At 73.9% G+C, this 17,934-nt stretch carries 9 protein-coding genes; 3 read left to right on the top strand and 6 right to left on the bottom strand.

Features of this window, described 5'->3' with window-relative positions; all coding sequences use genetic code 11:
* Positions 1-73: 73 nt before the first annotated feature.
* Entirely contained in the window at positions 74-1,204 is a 1,131-nt protein-coding gene (locus ACQPXD_RS38755) for a hypothetical protein (protein ID WP_432827027.1), read from the top strand.
* 14 nt (positions 1,205-1,218) lie between these two features.
* Here the strand turns inward: ACQPXD_RS38755 and ACQPXD_RS38750 are convergent, their stop codons facing one another.
* Positions 1,219-1,830, bottom strand: a complete 612-nt coding sequence (locus ACQPXD_RS38750; RefSeq protein WP_432827025.1) for a hypothetical protein — start codon at positions 1,828-1,830, stop codon at positions 1,219-1,221.
* 205 nt (positions 1,831-2,035) lie between these two features.
* On the opposite strand from ACQPXD_RS38750, the gene katG reads away from it, so the two are divergent.
* Positions 2,036-4,312 (top strand): catalase/peroxidase HPI, encoded by a 2,277-nt coding sequence (katG, locus tag ACQPXD_RS38745; protein ID WP_432827023.1) that lies wholly within the window; start codon positions 2,036-2,038, stop codon positions 4,310-4,312.
* A gap of 71 nt (positions 4,313-4,383) precedes the next feature.
* Here katG and ACQPXD_RS38740 read toward each other — a convergent pair whose 3' ends face one another.
* From ACQPXD_RS38740 to ACQPXD_RS38725, 4 genes are all read right to left on the bottom strand, one after another.
* Entirely contained in the window at positions 4,384-6,852 is a 2,469-nt protein-coding gene (locus ACQPXD_RS38740) for an AAA family ATPase (protein WP_432827021.1), read from the bottom strand.
* Positions 6,852-7,364, bottom strand: a complete 513-nt coding sequence (locus ACQPXD_RS38735; protein WP_432827019.1) for a hypothetical protein — start codon at positions 7,362-7,364, stop codon at positions 6,852-6,854. The genes ACQPXD_RS38740 and ACQPXD_RS38735 overlap by 1 nt, the downstream gene beginning before the upstream one ends.
* Positions 7,365-7,632: 268 nt before the next feature.
* Positions 7,633-10,128 carry an FtsX-like permease family protein gene (locus ACQPXD_RS38730; protein WP_432827017.1) on the bottom strand — a complete coding sequence of 832 codons (2,496 nt, stop codon included), beginning with the start codon at positions 10,126-10,128 and terminating at the stop codon, positions 7,633-7,635.
* A gap of 3 nt (positions 10,129-10,131) precedes the next feature.
* A complete protein-coding gene (locus ACQPXD_RS38725) occupies positions 10,132-10,875 on the bottom strand; it encodes an ABC transporter ATP-binding protein (protein ID WP_432827015.1) in 744 nt (247 codons plus the stop codon).
* 157 nt (positions 10,876-11,032) lie between these two features.
* On the opposite strand from ACQPXD_RS38725, the gene ACQPXD_RS38720 reads away from it, so the two are divergent.
* Complete coding sequence (locus tag ACQPXD_RS38720; protein ID WP_432827013.1) at positions 11,033-12,349, top strand: acyltransferase family protein; 1,317 nt, start codon at positions 11,033-11,035, stop codon at positions 12,347-12,349.
* On the opposite strand, the gene ACQPXD_RS38715 is transcribed toward ACQPXD_RS38720, so the two are convergent.
* Positions 12,276-17,675: an AAA family ATPase gene (locus ACQPXD_RS38715; RefSeq protein ID WP_432827011.1), complete on the bottom strand. Its 5,400-nt coding sequence runs from the start codon at positions 17,673-17,675 to the stop codon at positions 12,276-12,278. The genes ACQPXD_RS38720 and ACQPXD_RS38715 overlap by 74 nt on opposite strands.
* Between the last annotated feature and the right edge of the window lie 259 nt (positions 17,676-17,934).

The following is a 17,934-nucleotide window of genomic DNA, read 5'->3' as shown; positions in this document are numbered from 1 at the left end:
GCCCCCCTGTCAAGCCCTTTCCGGCCCGGAATTCGGCGGCGCGCGGCCCGCAAACCCCGCAGACTGCATCGCCATGAGCCTCGACGACGACTGGCACTACCTGCCCACCCGCACCCGGGCCGGCGCGCTGCAGCGCGGCCTCGGCCGGGGCGCCGTGGGCGCGCGGTCCGACCCGGCGGCGCCCGAGCTGGTGTACGCATGCATCCGCCGCGACCATCGCTGGCTCGCGCTGGACGACCGCGCGGTCTACCTCGCGCGGCTGGTCCGCGACCTGAAGCTGCCGACCGGCCCGATCGTCGCCCGGCTCTTCACCGCCTCCGACGAGCACGGCGAGTTCACCCACGTGCTGCGGGTCGCGGAGGCGCTCGGCCGGGCCGGGTCCGACGGGATCATCGAGAGTTTGCGGCGGTACGTCGAAATCGGCCCCTACTGGCGCGAAGCGCTCGACACCGTGGCGCACGGCTGGCCCGCCAACTGGTGGGACGACCTGCTGCCCGCCGCGGCCGACCGGCTCGCCTGCGCCGACGACCGGGTGCACCTGGCCCCGGTCCAGCCCTGGACCGGCTGGGCGGCCCGCGACGAGCGCATCGCCGCCGCCCTCGCCGCCGGCCCCGACGCCGCCGACCTTCCCGCCGGCCTCGGCGCGCTGCTCGACGCCTGCGACGACCCCGACGGCGACTGCCCCGAAGGACTCTCGGCCGAGGCGCTGCCGGCCGCCCGCCACGCCGCGACCGACCCGTCCTCGGGCGCCTACTGGCGCGGCCTGTGCGTGCTGGCCGAGCACGGCGACGAGTCCGACGGCCCGGCGCTGCTGGCCGGCCTCGAGTGGCTCGACCGCCGGCCGGACGACCTGTGCGGCTACGACCGCCTGGTCGACGGCCTGGCCCGGGTCGGCGGCGACGCGGCCAGACGGGCCCTGCCGCGGATCAGGTCGCTGTGGTTCAGCCCCCACTCCTACGAGCGCGCCGCCTACCTGCGCGCCCGCCTGGCCCTGGAGCCGGCCGCCTGCGCCGGCGCGCTCTCCGAGGGCCTGTTCGACTGCGAGCCGGACGTGCGCCTGCTCGCGGTGCGGCACGTCCCGCTCGACGGCAAGCTCGAGCGGCGCCTGACGTACCTGCGCGACGACCCCATCGAAACCCCCGAGGTCCGGCTCGCCGCCGCCGAGCGCCTGACCCTCGAGACCTCGTTCGTCGACGGCCGGTAGCGCACCGCCGGCGGCTACGACACCAGCACCACGGCGTCGAGCACGGTGCGCAGCGCCGTCCCGGGATCCGGCGGGGCGGGCCGGAACAGCATGCCGAGCGCCGCCTGCCGCCCGGTCCAGGCGCACACCGTGTACCGCTCCTCGTCGTAGCGCACCGGCGTGCACGCGGCCAGCCCGCCGTGCGTGCCCGGATCGGCGTCCGCCGTGGCCCCGACGGTCTTGTCGTGCCCGGCCGTGCCGGGGACGAAGACCAGCGTCCCGTCCCGCAACGTCGCCAGCACCGACGCGGCCCGGGCGGGCCCGATCCGCCCGCCGGTCCCGCCCCACAGCACCAGCGCCGCGTTTCCGTCGTCGGTGAGGTAGACGGCCGCGTAGCCCTGCTCGGCCCCCAGCCCGTCCCCGGGGTCCCCCGGCAACACGGACGTGGCGGCGCTCCAGTCGCCGATCCGCTCGGGCATCCCCAGGGTGACGCTCCGCCCGAACACGAGGTCGGAGGTGAGCAGCAGGAACAGCACGAACACCGCACACCCGCCGATGCCCGCCGCCCACAGCGCCGCCCGCGCCGGTGCCTGCGGCACGACGGTCTCGGGTTCGATCGAGTCGAGGTCGAGTTCGTCGCGGCTCACGCCCGGCAAGATAGCCCATCCGGTCGATCCCGCCACGAACGGAGGAAGTCGGCGCCGCGGTCGGCCGTCGAGGGTAAAGTTGATTTATTCCAAACAAGGCTCCTATGGTCGTGGTGTGACGTCCGACTCGAAGGGGTAGCTGCTGGGCGGTCTGGTGCGCGACCACCGGTGGCCCGCAGTGATACACCAGTTCGGAAGGAAGCAGATGAGCGACAACCAGGACAACGTTTCCGCCAGTGCGCAGGGCGTGGATCAGAAGGCGGCGGCCGGCTTCGCGGTCGCGCAGGACTCCGTGACCGCGCACGGCAGCGAGAGTGAGAACCCGGCGATCGACTCCCCGACCGCGCGGACCGGCGGGCGGCCGCACACCAATCGGGACTGGTGGCCCAACCAGCTCGACCTGTCGGTGCTGCACGCCCACTCGTCCAAGAGCAACCCGCTGGGGCTGAGCTTCAGCTACGCCGAGGAGTTCGGCAAGCTCGACGTCGAAGCCCTCAAGCGGGACATCGTCGAGGTGCTCACCACCTCGCAGGACTGGTGGCCGGCGGACTTCGGTCACTACGGCGGCCTGATGATCCGGATGAGCTGGCACGCGGCGGGCACCTACCGCATCCACGACGGCCGGGGCGGGGCCGGCGACGGCGCCCAGCGGTTCGCACCGCTCAACAGCTGGCCCGACAACGCCAACCTCGACAAGGCGCGCCGCCTGCTGTGGCCGGTCAAGCAGAAGTACGGCCAGAAGATCTCGTGGGCCGACCTGCTCGTGTTCGCCGGTAACGTCGCCCTGGAGTCGATGGGGTTCCAGACCTTCGGCTTCGGCTTCGGCCGCCCGGACGTCTGGGAGCCCGAGGAGATCTTCTGGGGCCCGGAGGACGCCTGGCTCGGCGACGAGCGCTATGTGTCCGAAACGCAGATGGTGCCCAACGTCGGCGCCACCGAGATGGGCCTCATCTACGTCAACCCCGAAGGCCCGCGCGGCAACGCGGACCCGGCCGCGGCGGCGCACTTCATCCGGGAGACGTTCGCCCGGATGGCGATGAACGACGAGGAGACCGTCGCCCTCATCGCCGGCGGTCACACGTTCGGCAAGACCCACGGCGCCGGCATCGCCGACGGCCATGTGGGCCCGGAGCCCGAGGGCGCACCGCTGGAGGCGCAGGGCCTCGGCTGGCTGAGCAGCCACGGCAGCGGCAAGGGCGCCGACGCGATCACCAGCGGCCTCGAGGTGACGTGGACCGACCGGCCGACGCGGTGGAGCCACCGGTTCTTCGAGATCCTCTTCGGCCACGAGTGGGAGCTCACGACGAGCCCGGGCGGGGCGAAGCAGTGGGTCGCCAAGGACGGCGAGGCGATCATCCCGGACGCCTACGACCAGGCGAGAAAGCACCGGCCGACGATGCTCACGACCGACCTGTCGCTGCGCGTCGACCCGACCTACGAGCGGATCTCGCGCCGCTTCCTGGCCAACCCCGACGAGTTCGCGCTGGCCTTCGCCAAGGCGTGGTACAAGCTGCTGCACCGCGACATGGGTCCGGTCAGCCGTTTCCTCGGGCCGTGGGTTCCCGAGCCCCAGCTGTGGCAGGACCCGGTGCCGGCGGTCGACCACGAGCTCGTGGGTGACGCCGACGTCGCCGCCCTGAAGGCGCGGGTCCTCCGGTCCGGCCTCACCACCGCCCAGCTGGTCTCCACCGCCTGGGCCTCCGCCGCGAGCTTCCGCTCCACCGACAAGCGCGGCGGCGCCAACGGCGCCCGGATCCGCCTCGAGCCGCAGCGCGGCTGGGAGGTCAATGAGCCGGAGCGGCTGGCGGCGGTGCTGCCCGTCCTCGAGGGCATCCAGCGGGAGTTCAACGAGGCCGGCGGCGCCAAGATCTCGCTCGCCGACCTGATCGTGCTGGCCGGTTCGGCGGCCGTCGAGCAGGCGGCGCGCGACGCCGGCGTCGAGGTGACCGTGCCGTTCCACCCGGGCCGCACCGACGCCACGCAGGAGCAGACCGACGTCGAGTCGTTCCGGGTCCTGGAGCCGCGCGCCGACGCGTTCCGCAACTACCTGCGTCCCGGTGAGAAGACCCAGCCGGAGGTACTCCTCGTCGACCGCGCCTACCTGCTCGACCTGACCGCGCCCGAGATGACCGCCCTCATCGGCGGCCTGCGCTCCCTCGGCGCCAACTTCGGCGGCGCCCGGCACGGCGTGCTCACCGACCGGCCCGGCGTGCTCACCAACGACTTCTTCGTCAACCTGCTCTCGCCGGGTACCCGGTGGAAGGCGGCGGAGTCCGGGGAGCACGTGTACGAGATCCGCGACGTGGCGACCGACCAGCCGAAGTGGACCGCCACCGCGGTCGACCTCATCTTCGGATCGAACTCGCAGCTGCGGGCCCTCGCGGAGGTCTACGCCAGCCAGGACGCCCGCGACAAGTTCGTCGCCGACTTCGTCGCGGCCTGGACCAAGGTGATGGAGCTCGACCGCTTCGACCTCGCCTGACCCGGTCGCGGCCCGCTAGCCCGGTCGATGCGCGAGCCCGGTCGATGCGACCGGGCTCGCGGCGTCACTCGTCAGCCGTGGTTGTCCGGCGCCGCGCCGTTGCCGGAGATCGGCTCCGGGCGGCTCCAGGCGGACGGGCCCACGATGAGCTCCGCGGGCGCCGGGGCCGGCTCCGGCGCCTCGCCGGACGGCGAAGGCAGCGACACCGCGAGCTTGGCGTGGTCGCGGTGGGCGCTGAGCGCGGCCCGGTGGTAATCCTCCAGCTCGGCGAGGAACGCGTCGTCGGCGTAGATCGAGCCGTCGATGAGCGGGCCCGGCCGGCCCTCCAGCACCGCGATGACGTCCTCGCCGGTGAGCGTCTTGTGCGTCTCCAGCGCGTGCGCCAGGGCCAGCACCAGCCGCCGGTTCTCCTTGAGGATCGCCGCGGTGCGCTCCAGCATCTCGCCGAGGTTGTCCTCGATCCGGTCGGCCAGCGCGCGGCGCGCGCTCAGCTCGTTCTTCTCGCCCTTGGGCGGGCCGCCGCCGGGGGTGCCGACGCCGAGCTGGCTGGAGGTGGCATACGACGAGACCGTCGAGCCCATACCCCAGACGCCCTCCATGTTGGTCGCCACCGCGGTCGCCGACTCCAGGTCGCCGGAGACGCCCGAGGAGCTGTCGCCGTCATAGAACATCCGCTCGCCGGCGAGCGAGGCGAGCGAGACGTAGATGTCCGACTCGTAGTGGCTGCGCCAGGTGGTGAACTGGTCCTCCGGCGGGATGCTGGCGACCATGCCCAGATACCCGCTGCCCTTCTCGATCGTCGCGATGTCGATCTCCATGTGGTGGCGGGTGCGGTAGGCGACCACCGCGTGGCACGCCTCGTGCACCGCGACCGCGTGCCGCTCGCGCTCGATGTACTCGACGTTCTCCGCCGGGCCGAGCTCCTTGAGCTGCTTGGCGCGGATGATGTCCCGCCAGGTGATGGTGTCCCGGTCGTCGCGGATCGCGGTGATCAGCGCCTCGTTCACCATGTCCTTGATGGTGGCGCCGGTCGCGTACGGCGTGATCGTGGCGAGCTTGTCGATCTGCTCCTCGTCCAGCGCGTGCTTCACCTTGTCGAGGTAGCCCTGGTAGGTGCGCACCCGCCCGGCCTTGCTCGGGTAGCCGACCTTGTAGATGCGGTCGATCCGGCCGGGCCGCAGCAGCGCCTCGTCCAGCGCCTCGGGCAGGTTGGTCGCCATCATCACGAGGATGCGGTACTTCGGCGGCGGCTTCGGCCGCATGCCGAGGGCGCGGCGCACGTAGCGGTTGACGAAGCCGCGCGGCTTCTTCAGGCCGGACAGCTCGGTCAGCAGCGCCTCGAGCGTGCCCATGCCGCCACCGCCGCCGCCCATGCCCGCGCCGTACACCACCTTGCTGCGACGGCTGCCGGCGTCGGCCTCCGGGCCGGCACCGGGCCGCACCGCCTGCCGGGCGAGCAGCCAGCGGGACTCGTCCGACAGGTAGGAGAAGCCGTGGCAGCCGTCGGACTGGAACGGTGCGGGCGACATGCCGCGCGGGAACCCGCCCGGGCCGCCCTGGGCCAGCGCGCCCCGGTTGCCCAGCGAGTCGGCCTCGTCGAAGAACACGATCACGCCGCCGTAGCGCAGGGCCAGCTTGCGCAGCTTGCGGAACAGCGACTTCACCTTGAGCACGCCGACGCCGAAGAACATGTTGATGAAGGCGCCCGGGTCGACGAAGACATACGGCTTGCCGGTCTCGCCGGCGACCGCCTCGGCCATCAGCGTCTTGCCGGTGCCGGGCGGGCCCCACAGCAGGATGCCGCCGGGCACGTAGCCGCCCTTGGCCTCGATCGCCTCCGGCCGCTCCAGGTAGACGATGTTCTCCTTCACCCGCTCCAGCACGTGGTCCTGGCCCCACACGTCGGTGAACCGGGTCTTCACGTCGTCGGGGTAGTACACCTCGACGCCGCCGCGGGACAGGAACCAGAAGATCGCCGCGAACTGCCCGACCGCGATGAACAGGATGAACACGACCTGGAGGAACATCGGCAGCGCCGACCACAGCAGGGCCGGGACCTGGAACAGCGCCATCCACGGCGAGGTCTTCAGCAGCGAGCCGAGCACGACCGCCACCACCGCGATGAACAGCACCCACTTGAACACGCGGATCAGCCGGAAGCGGGTCCAGTCGGAGAACACCCGGTGCGTGAAGCGCTCGACGCCGCCGAAGATGCCCTGGGTCCAGAGCCGGTGGTACCCCGAGGAATGCTCGCTGACCAGGTAGTGCAGCTGGCGCAGCAGCTCGATGCCGAACAGCACCATGAGGGCGATGCCCTTGCCGTCGCGCAGCTGGATGCGCAGGGCGTCGCCGAAGGGCAGGATCGGGTCGTCCGCCATCGACGTCCAGACCAGGGCGAACCAGGCCACCACGAAGAGCAGCAGGAACTTCACCCGGTCCCAGATCGGCAGCTTCTTGCGGGTCGCCCGCCCGCGGTCGCCGGGACCCTCGTCCGGCGGGCGCAGCCCCTCCAGCGGCTCGGTGGACACGGGGGTGGTCATCAGGTGCTCCTTACGGTGAAGGACTTGGCAATCGCGTCCAGTTCGCCGGCCCGCTCGCGGTAGCAGCTCGTGGAGCAACGGATGATCAGCAGGTACAGCTTGCTGCCGTCGTTGTTCACCAATGCCGTCTGGTCGAAGGTGTGCAGCACGCCGTTCGCCAATTCGTAGTCGTAGACCACGCGCACGCCGTGCAGCCCGCTGGACGGGGTGAGCACCTCGTCGTGGACCAGCTCGAAACCGGTCAGCCCGACGGCGCCCGCGGTCGCCTGGCGGGCGCCGTCGGTCACCGGCAGGAACAGATCCCGCAGCGCGTCGAGGGAGACCACGTTCTGCTGATTCTCGGTCAGTTTGGCGATCCGGACGTAGACGATCGGCTCGTCGGTGATGGCGCCGGTCAGCAGGTGTTCCGGGGACGGATCGGCGGACGCGTCGTAGGCCACCGACCACCACAACTGCTGGCGCACGTCCGCGGCGACGGAGTCGGGATTGGTCCCGCTGAGCACGTCGTCCAAGTCGCCCGTGTCAATTTGGTGCCAATCATGCGGTACCTTGAAATAGGTTTTTTCGCCCGAATTCTTGACGTATGTGAACTCGGGCGGCGCGCATGCGCCGGCACCGGCGATAACGGCCGTGGCGGCGATCGCGACCGCTCCGACGTGGATCGCTCGTTTCAGCATTCTGCAGCCCACCGCTCTGCCGGTCTGTCCGTCGTCGCAGTATGCCCCTAGGTTGTTACGGGCACGTAGCCTCCGAATAGTCGATATGCGCGATCGGGTGAGGTCATTCCCGGATGGCGATGGCCTGCGCGGGCGGGGTGCGCAGCGCGTATCGGGTCGGGATCTCGGTGGCGAGGAACGCGATCGCGGCGACCGTGGCGGCCACGGCCGGGAGCAGCCAGGCCGGGCCGGCGGCCCAGGGCCGGCCGAGGAAGGCGACGCCGAGCAGGACCAGCGGCACGGTGGCCAGCGCGGTGCCGGCGCCGAGCGCGTAAACGGTGACGAGGGCGGCCTCCCGGCGCATCATCGCGCGGATCTGCCGCGGAGTGGTGCCGATGAGCCGCAGCGCGGCCAGCTCGGTGCGGCGGGCGGCGGTGGCCGCGATCAGCTTGTTCGCGATGCCCAGCAGCAGGTAGCCGATCAGGACGCCGAGGACGGCCAGGTTGATCCAGACCTGGGGCGGCGTACCGCCGAGCCCGGCCGGCCCGGTGGTGGCGTCGACCAGCAGGCCGGGCCGGGCCGCGGCGAGGGCGGTGAGCGCCGCGCGGGCCGCGGGGGAGCCGTCGGTGCGGACGAGCACGGTCGGGGACAGCTCGGTGGTGAGGTGCCCGGCGGCGAGGTCGCGGGACAGCACGACGGGGCCGAAGCCCAGGCCGCGGGTGTACACCGCGACGACCCGGGCGGTGGCGCGGGTACCGTCGCCGAGCACGACCTCGGCCGGGCGGCCGACCGCGAGGTGCTGCGCGGCGGCGCTGTCGTCGGCCACGGCGATGGTGTCGCCGGTGAGGTCGGCGAGCGTGCCGGAGCGCACGCCGAGGTCCAGCGCGGCGGGTGCGGCCGGGGTGAGGACGAGCGCGGTCGTGTCGGTGACGGTGGTGTCGCCGGGCAGGCCGGACGGCCACAGCACGGTGGTGGTGCCGACGGGCGCGACGGCCTGGACGCCGGGCAGCGCGGCGAGGGCGGGCAGCACGTCGTCGGGCACGCCGCCGAGGCCGGGTGCGCTGACGCTGAGCTGGGCGCGGGTGCCGGCGCGCAGCTGCCCGGACGTCGCGGCCATGACGGTGGTCTGGGTCAGCGTGTAGGTGAGCACGAAGATGACGGCGAGGGCGAGGGTCGCGACCGCGCCGGCGCTGCGCATCGCATACCCGTGGCTGTTGGACACGGCGAGCCAGGTCGGCGCGGCGGCGCGCTCGGGCAGCCGCCGGGCGAGCGCCGCGCCGGCCCGCCGGACCAGGTCCGGCCCGGCCAGGGCGAGCCCGATCGCGATGACGATGCCGGACAGCGACGTGGCCGCGGCGCCGGCCTGGTTCGCCATGATCAGCGGTACCACGGACAGCGCGGTCCCGGCCGCGATCAGCAGCAGGCCGGTGGCGGCGCGGACGGCCGACGGGCGGCGCGGTTCGGCGCGGGACTCGGCGACGGCCTCGGTCGCCGGCCGGCGGGAGGTGCGCCAGGCCGCGGACCGGGCGGCCACCTGCACCACGGCGGCCAGCAGCAGGGCCGTGGCCAGCGCGGGCAGCGGGCTGCGGGCCGGCGGCAGGGCGTCCGGCAGCAGCCCGGAGTGCACCAGCAGCCGCCGGAACCGGTCGGCGAGCAGGTAGCCGAGCGCCGCGCCCGGCACGAGCGCGGCGGCGGTGACCGCGCTCGCCTGCAGCGCGGCCAGCCGGCGCACCTGCCGCGGGGTGGCGCCGACCGCCCGCAGCAGCGCCAGCTCCCGCCGCTGGCCGCCGATGGACACGGTCATCGCGCCGGCCACGATGAACCCGACGATGAGCAGCGTGATCCCGGCGAGCGAGCTCGACACGAGCAGCAGCACCGACCGGCCGGCGGCGGTGGCCGGGGCCGCGAGGTCACCCCGCCCGGCGCCGGTCGCCACGACGAGCCCGGTGCCGGCCAGCTCCCGGCGGACCGCGTCGGCGACCGGGCCGGGGTCGCCGTCGACCCGCAGCCCGACCAGGTCGACCGCGCCGGCCCGGTTCCGCGCGGTTTCGTCGGCGAACAGGATCCCGGCGCCCGGCGCGCTCACCACCGCGGTGACCCGGTAGGTGCCGGGCACCCCGTTCACGACCAGCCGCACCCGGTCGCCGGGGTGGGCGCCGGCGGCCGCGTCCAGCGCGACCTGGTCCGGCGCGGCGGGGGCCGCACCGTCGATCCGCGGCCGGTCCAGCAGCGCGGTGGACGACCAGGCGTGCCCGGCGACCCGCGGGTCGCCCAGCGGCACCGGCCGGCCCGCGCCGTCGAGGACCGCGGCGGGGAAGCTCACGTCGCCCACCGCCGCGGTGACGCCGGGCAGCCGGGACAGCCGCCCGGCCAGGTCCGCCGGCACCCGGACCCGCTCCGGCAGCGCGATCGGCGGCTCCTCCGGCTGGTGGTAGGCCTGGTCGGCGGCGACCACGATGTCGGCCCCGCCGAGCCGGCCGGCCGGCACGTGCGCGCGCAGCCCCGACTCGGCCAGCACGCCCGTGCCGGTGATCAGCGCGGCACCGCCGAGCGTGGCGCAGGCCATCGCGAACAGCGCGGCGATCCGCCGCCCGCCCATGCGCAGTGCGAGTCGCCACATGGTCTACTCCGCTCCCAGCGTGGTGATCCGCTGCGCCAGCCGCGCGGCGGTGGGTGAGGCGAGGGTGTCGACGATCCGGCCGTCCGCCATGACGAGGGCGAGGTGCGCCCGCGCCGCGACCGCCGGGTCGTGGGTCACCATCACCACCGTCTGGCCCAGCCCGTCGACCAGGTCGCGCAGCAGGTCCAGGACGGCGTGGGCGGTGCGCAGGTCGAGTGCGCCGGTCGGCTCGTCGGCGAACACCACGGCCGGCCGGGTGACCAGGGCCCGGGCGATCGCGGCCCGCTGCTGCTGCCCGCCGGACAGCTCGCCCGGCCGCCGGTCCAGGTGGCCGCTCAGCCCGACCCGCGCCACCAGCGTCTCCAGCCAGGCCCGGTCCGGCCGCCGGCCGGCCAGCCGCAGCGGCAGGGTGATGTTGTCGGCGATGCTCAGCGAGGGCACGAGGTTGTACGCCTGGAAGACGAAGCCGATCCGCTCGTGCCGCAGCTCGGTGCGCCGGGTCTCGGACAGCCCGGCCAGCTCGACGTCGCCGACCTTCACGCTGCCGCGGCTCGGCACGTCCAGCCCGGCGGCGCAGTGCATCAGCGTGCTCTTGCCGGAGCCGGACGGCCCCATGACGGCCAGGAACGTGCCGGGCGCCACGCTCAGCGAGACGTCGTCGAGGGCGGTGACGCCGCCCGCGTACACCTTCGTGACCCGGGACAGGCGCAGCGCATCGGTCTGGACGGCGGTGCCGGGGCTGGGCATCGTGGGAGCTCCTCGTTCGCGGTGACCGGATACACGCTCGACGCTACGAACGGGTGCCCCCGCCATCGATCCAGCGCGCTGCCCAACCGTGGTGGTGCAGGCTGTACCCCGGCGCGTCACGATCGAGGGGACTCCTACTTGTATCGGGGTGTCTGTCATGTCGCGGGCGGTGGACGACGTCGGCGGGCCGCGGCAGCTGGCGGACCGCACACCCGCGTCGCGGGAGCGGTCCATCGACCTGCTGCGGGCGGTGGCGATCATCGCGGTGGTGCTCGGGCACTGGCTCGTGGCCGTCGTCGGCTACGACAACGGCCGGCTGACCGGCCATTCCGCGTTGCCGGAGCTGACGTGGGCCCAGCCGATCACCTGGCTGATGCAGGTGATGCCCGTGTTCTTCCTGGCCGGAGGGTTCGCGAACGCGGCGTCGCTGACCGCCTGGCACCGCCGCGGCGGGACCACCGCCGGATGGCTGATCCACCGCGGCGGGCGGCTGGTGCGGCCCACGACCGCGCTGGTCGTGTCGCTCGCCGCTGCCGCACTGCTCGCGCGGCTGCTGCACGCCGACCCGATCCAGGTGCGGCTGGCGGTGTCGGCCGCGGCCATTCCCTTGTGGTTCCTGTCGGTGTACCTCATTGTCGTCGGACTCGCTCCGGTCATGTACACGCTGCACCGCCGCTACGGCATCGCCGTTCCCGTGGTGCTGGTCGGCCTGGTGGCGGCGGGCGACCTGGCGCGCCTCCACGGCCGGGAGTGGCTGGCCGGCGGCGGCTTCCTGTTCGGCTGGCTCGTCATTCACCAGATGGGGTTCTTCTGGCGCGACGGCCGGCTGGCCGGCCGCCGCCGGCTCGCCGCGACGCTGCTGCTGGGCGGGCTCGGCGTGCTGTCGCTGCTCACCGTGGCCGGGCCCTACCCGGTCAGCATGATCGACGTGCCGGGAGGCCGGATCCACAACGCGTCACCGCCCAGCCTCGCCCTGCTGGCCCTGGCCACCGCCCAGCTCGGCGCGGCCCTGCTGCTGCGCGACCCGGCCGAGCGCTGGTTGCGGCGAACCCGGCCGTGGCGGGCCGTCGTGGCGGTCAACGGCGTCGTCCTCACCGTCTTCCTGTGGCACATGACGGCCGCGGTCCTGCTCACCCTCGCGCTGCACGCTACCGGCCGGCTTCCCACCCCGGCGGCCGGAACGGCGGCATGGTTCGCCTGGCGCGTCCCGTGGCTGATCATGCTCACCATCGTCCTGCTCATCCTCGTGGCGATCGTCGCTCCGATCGAGCGCCGGACGCCGCGCCCGCTCCAACGACCACCAAGCTGGCCGCTCGCCCTGTCCGGCTTCGCGGCGGTCGCGGCCGGGCTGCTCGACAACAGCCTGTACCCCCGCGGCCAGCCGGCCCTGTTCGGCTTCCCTACCCGGGCGCTGATCGCCTACCTGATCGGGGCGGCCATACTCCGGCGCGCGTCTCTTCCGTGGCGGCGGTGAGCGGGAGCTCCGCGAGCAGGCTGGTGCCGGCTCCGGGCGGGCTGTGCAGCAGCACCCGGCCGCCGAGCGCCTCCACGCGGTCCTTGAGGCCGACCAGGCCGGTACCGCGGGCGAAGTCGGCGCCGCCGACCCCGTCGTCGCGGACCCCGACCCGCAGGACGGCGTGTGCGGGGACCGTGACGTCGGTTTCGACGGTGACGGTGACGGCCGAGGCGTGCGCGTGCTTGGCCGCATTGGTCAGCGCCTCGGCGACGAGGTAGTAGGCGCTGACCTCGACCCGCTCGGGAAGCCTGGCCTGGGCGCGGATGTCGAGCTCGACCGGGACCGGCGAGCGGCGGGCCAGCGCCCGCAGCGCCGCGGCGAGCCCGCTGTTGGTGAGGATCGCCGGGTGGATGCCGCGCGCGGTCTCGCGCAGTTCGTCCAGCGCGTTGGTCGCCGCGACGGCCGCGTGGTCCAGCCGCGCGCGGAGCGCGGCCTGCTCGGGCAGGAGTCCCGCCTGCGCCGTGCGCAGCTCCAGCGCGAGCGCGACCAGCTGCTGCTGCGCGCCGTCGTGCAGGTTTCGCTCGATGCGCCGGCGGGTCTGGTCGGCGGTGGAGACGATGCGCGCGCGGGAGGTGGTGAGCTCGTTGCGGCTCTCGGCGTTGGCGATGGCGGTCGCGACCAGTTCGGTGAAGTCGACCAGGCGCTGCTCGGTGTCCTGGGGCAGCCGCTGGCGCCGGGACTCGACGCCGATCGCGCCCCAGAGACGGCCCTCGACCACGATCGGGCCGGCGACCGCGCTGCGGGCCATGCCCGCGGCGGGCGCCGAGTCGTCCGCGTCGCGGCGGGCCGCCCGGCCCGTGTCCTGCACCGAGGACGTGGCGGAGCGGGGATCGAGCGGGCCGCGCAGGCCGGACCGGGACCGCTGGAACGGGAAGTCGCCCATGACGGTCGCCTCCGCGTCCGGCTCGAACCGCGTGATCGTGGTGTTGTCGGCGTCGAAGAGCGTCGCGACCTCCTCGGCCACGGTCGCGAACACCAGATCCGGCCGTACCCCCCGGGCGACGAGCGTGGCCACCCGGCGCAGGGCCGCCTGTTCGTCGGCGATGCGACGGAACTCCGCATACAGGTGCGCGTTGTCGACGGACACCGCGAGCTGGCCGGCGATGAGCTTGACGGCGTCGAGCCGTTCGGCGGTGAAGGCTCCGCGGATGAGGCGGTTCTCCAGCAGCAGCACCGCCCGTGGCGCGCCGCGGCTGACGATGGGCAGCGCGAGCAGCGAGCAGCAGGTGAGGTCGGCGAAGTAGGGATCGCGGACGAAGCGGTCGTCGCGGGTGGCGTCGGCCACGACCAGTGGTTCGCCGGTGCGCCGGACATAGCGCAGCACGGACATGGGGACCGCGCGTTCGTGGCCGGGTCGCCCGGCCGGGGTGGGCACGAGCCAGTCCTGTCGCTCGTTGCTCCACAGTGGCAGGTGTACCGCGGTGGCACCGGTCAGGGCGCTGAGCACCTTGGCCACGCGGGCGTGCAGCCGTTCGATGCTGGTCTCGGAGCTCAGCGCCTGCGACGCGGACAGGATGCCGAGCAGGTCGAGCGTCCCGGTGGTGACGGCGGCCCGCTCGTGGCGGACGTCGGCGGGCGGGGCCCTGTCGTCGTCGCGGGCCGGCGCGGCCGTCGCACCGGGCGGTGGCCGCAGGGTCGGGTAGGCCCAGTCGAGCTGTTCGACCTTCGCGGTCGCGCCCCAGGCGAGGTACTCCCGGCGCGCCCCGGCGAGCAGGTGGTAGCCGGTGTGCTCGACGCCGTGCGCGAGGTAGAACCGGGCCGCGCGCTCCATGATCAGGGCGCGCTGCCAGGGGCGCGGCCGCCCTACATCCACGCGCAGGGCGGAGTCGAAGGCGAGGACGCCGGTGTGGAAGTCGCTGACCGTCCAGGCCTGCTCGGCCTCGAGCAGGCGCAGCAGGCCCAGGAAGTTCTCCGGCGCGTCGGCGGCGCGGGCGGCCAGCCAGCGCGTCACCTCGTCCAGTTCGGACAGCAGCGGGGCGCGCTCGTCGTCGTGGCAGTCCCGGGCCTGCTGGGCGAGGGACAGCCCGCGCAGGACCCGGGCCAGGGCCGCCGGGTGGGCCCGGGCGAAGATGGGCTCCAGCGGCATCGCGGCCGCGGTGTGCCGGGCCAGGGCGGCCGGATCGCCGAAGAGGGCGGCGGCGAGGGCATGGTTGAGGTGCGCGTGGAACAGCGCCATCGGGCTGCCGGCGTACCGGTCGGGCGCCGCGTCGCCGGCCGCGAGGACGCTCTCGCCGCGCAGCACGTCGGCCAGCCACCGGTAGCCGTCGAACCACTGGCCGAACTGCTCGTTGCCGGTGCGCCGCCCGAAGGCCATCCCGGACTCCACCTCGGCGACGTATGTCTCCAGCGAGGGCGCGCTGTCCAGCAGGCTCACGACGGTCGGGTAGTACGTGTACTGGGCGTTGGCCAGGTCACCGCCCGCGATCAGCCCCTCCCGGGCCCGCCGGGCGTGGTGCACGCAGTTCTCGATCGGCTCGAACCACCCGCCGACGATGGCGACCATGAACCGCGCCTGCGACGTGTAGGGCTCGTAGCCGCGGGCCTCGCCCAGCGCCAGGATCCGCCGCATCGCCCGGTACGTGGCGGCGTAGTCGTCGCGTAGCTGCACCGCGTTCGCGGCGGCGTTGCCGGCCGCGCCGACCAGGGCCCGGGTCGGGCCGTGCTCGATCCAGATCCGCAGGGCCTCCAGGCTCAGCCAGGCCTCGGCCGGGTCCGCGGCGAAGTAGGCCGCCGGCAGGACGGCGTTGAGCAGGCAGGCGGCGCCGAGCAGGTTCGGCTCGGTGATCTCCGGGCGGGTCAGCTCGGCGGCGCCCGCGGTGTGGTCCAGCCACCGGTACAGCAGCTCGGACTGGCGGTCGAGTTCGGCCGCGAACCGCTCCGTGGCCGGAATCGCCATGCCGAGCTCGCGCAGCGACGCGATGCCCAGCGCCATCCCCTCCGCGAAGCGGTTCTGGTGGGTGAGGCTGCGCACGTGCACGCACGTCGCCTCGACCCGTTGCGCGGCGGTGTCGCACAGCCCCTCGATCGTGTGGTACTCCGCGTCGGCCTCGTCCAGGCGCCCCAGGCAGTACAGCGCCGAGTGGCGGGCGGTGTGCACCTCGGCGAGCGTGCCGGTCTCACCCAGGTCGATCAGCCGGAGCGTGGCCGCCAGCAACGCGTTGACCAACGCGTAGTTGCCGGTCAGCGACGCCTCGCCGGCGGCGCGGCGCAGCAGCCCGACCGCCACCCGCCGCTCCGCGGGATCCTCGACCGCGTCGACCACCGCCAGGTACTGCTCCGCCGCGACCGCGAACAGTTCCGGCACCCGGGCGAGCCGCCGCGCCATCGCCAGCTGCAGTGCGCGCCGCCGCCGCAGGTCGACCGCGCGCAGGATCACCTCACGGATCCGGTCGTGGCGGAAGCGCACCGCCTCATGCGGGCCGGGCTCCACCACCAGCAGCCCCTCGTTCAGTGCGGGTGCCAGGTCCCGCTCCAGCTCGTCCGGCGGTGCCGCGGTGGCGGTCTGCAGCAGGCGCACCTCGGCTCGCCCGCCGAGACAGGCCATCGTCTCCACCACCCGTCGCGTCCGCACCGGCATGGCCTCGACCCGCGTCTCCAGCAGCCCGGCGAGGTCGGACCGGCCCAGGTGGGTATGCACCTGGGCGATGTCCCACCGCCATCCGCCGGCCGTCGCGGTCAGCACGCCGTCGCGGCGCAGCGCGTTGAGCAGCTCCACCGTCTCGTAGGGATTGCCGGACGTGTAGCGTGCGATCGCCTCGCCCAGGGCCGCCGCGCCGGCCTCGTCCACGTGCAGCATCTCGGCGACCATGGTGACCAGGCCGGCGACCGGCAGGTTGTCCAGTCGCAGGTGCCGCACGCCGGGCTGGTCGCGCCACCGGGACAGCGGTGCCGCCAGGGGGTGCGCCGGGTCCACGTCGCCCTCGCGGTAGGCACCCACCAGCAGCAGGCCGTCGACCGGTTCCTCGCTCAGCACGATGTCGATGAAGCCGAGTGGCGTGCGCGCCGCCCACTGCAGGTCGTCGAGGAACATCACGATCGGCCGCTGCCGCGAGGCCACCGCGTGCATGATGTCGACCGCCGACCGCTGCGCGCGCACCTGCGCGGTCAGCGGGTCCCCGCCGTCGGGCGGCACCCGCAGCAGCGTCGCGAACTCCGGCACGACCGCCGCCACGAGGCCGGCGTTCGGCCCGACCGCCTCGAGGATCCGCGGGCGGAGCTTGTCCAGCTCGTCCTCCGGCTCGGCCAGCAGCAGCCGGCCCAGCGCGCGAAACGCCTGCTCCGCCGCGTCGAACTCGAGGTCCCGGCGGTACTGGTCGAACTTGCCCGCCACGAACCAGCCGTCCCAGCCCGTCACCACCGGCCGCAGCTCGTCGACCAGCGCCGTCTTGCCGACCCCCGGCGCTCCGCCGACCAGCACCCCGCGGCAGCGGCCCGACAGCGCATCGGCGAACCCCGCGGAGAGCTCGGCCACCTCGGCGTCGCGCCCCACCAGCATCGACGGCGCCGGCAGCCGCAGGGGTACGTCGTGCTCGCCGATGCGCAGCCCGGCCGCGGGGCCGTCGTCGCGCAGCCGCTGCAGGTCGTAGAGCACGCCGTCCGCGGTCTGGTACCGGTTGTCCGGCTCCTTCTCCAGCAGGTGCATGACGATGCCGGACAGCGGGCCCGGCACGGCCGGGTTGACCTGTGCCGGCGGCACCGGCACCCGGGTCAGATGGTCGTGTGTGAGCCGCAGCGGGTCTCCGCATCCGAACGGTGGCCGCCCGGTCGCCAGCTCGTAGAGCGTCGCGCCCAGCGTGTAGAGGTCGGCCCGCTGATCGACCGGCCGGCCGGTGCGCCCGGTCTGCTCCGGCGCCAGGTACTCCAGCGTCCCCACGATCTCCGTGTGGTGGGTGAACTCCGGGCGGATCTCGGCCAGCGTCGACGCCAGCGCGAAGTCCACCAGGCACGGCGCGTCGCAGCGCGAGACCACGATGTTCGCCGGCGTGACGTCGCGGTGCACCACCCCGCGGCGGTGCATTCCCGCCACCGCCCCGGCCAGCCCCACGGCCAGACCGATCAGCTCGTCGGGCGCGAGCGGCTTGGCCAGCGTGGCCAGGCTCAGACCGCCGGCGTCGGCCAGCATGATCGACCCGGCCCGGCGCGGCTCGTCCACCAGCTGCGCCACCCCGTCGACGCCCCGCAGCCGCTCGAGGATCGCCAGCTCGTGCCGCAGTCGCGGCGCTGCGTCCGGCCCGAGCGGCTCCTTGCGCACCACGGTGCCACGGGCGAACACCAGGCGCGTCACGCGCGTCCGTTCGCTCTCGTGGACGATCTCGGCCCGAACCGGCGGATCCAGCACCGCCACCCCCTGGCTGCCCGCGTCGGCATCCTGCCCGCCTAGACAAGCCACAAGTCCTACTCGTGCCAATCGTACCGACCGCTGGCCGGTCCGCTCGGCGCCGAGATGTGACGGCCCGCAGGCTCATCGCCAGCCGGAGCGACGGTGCCCGGAGGATCGCCGGTGCACGGGCTCGCCAGCCCCGTCGGAGCCCCGGACGAACGAT

Source organism: Dactylosporangium sp. CA-092794 (assembly GCF_050948465.1).
GTDB lineage: Bacteria > Actinomycetota > Actinomycetes > Mycobacteriales > Micromonosporaceae > Dactylosporangium.
This window is presented reverse-complemented; position numbering and strand designations above follow the sequence as displayed.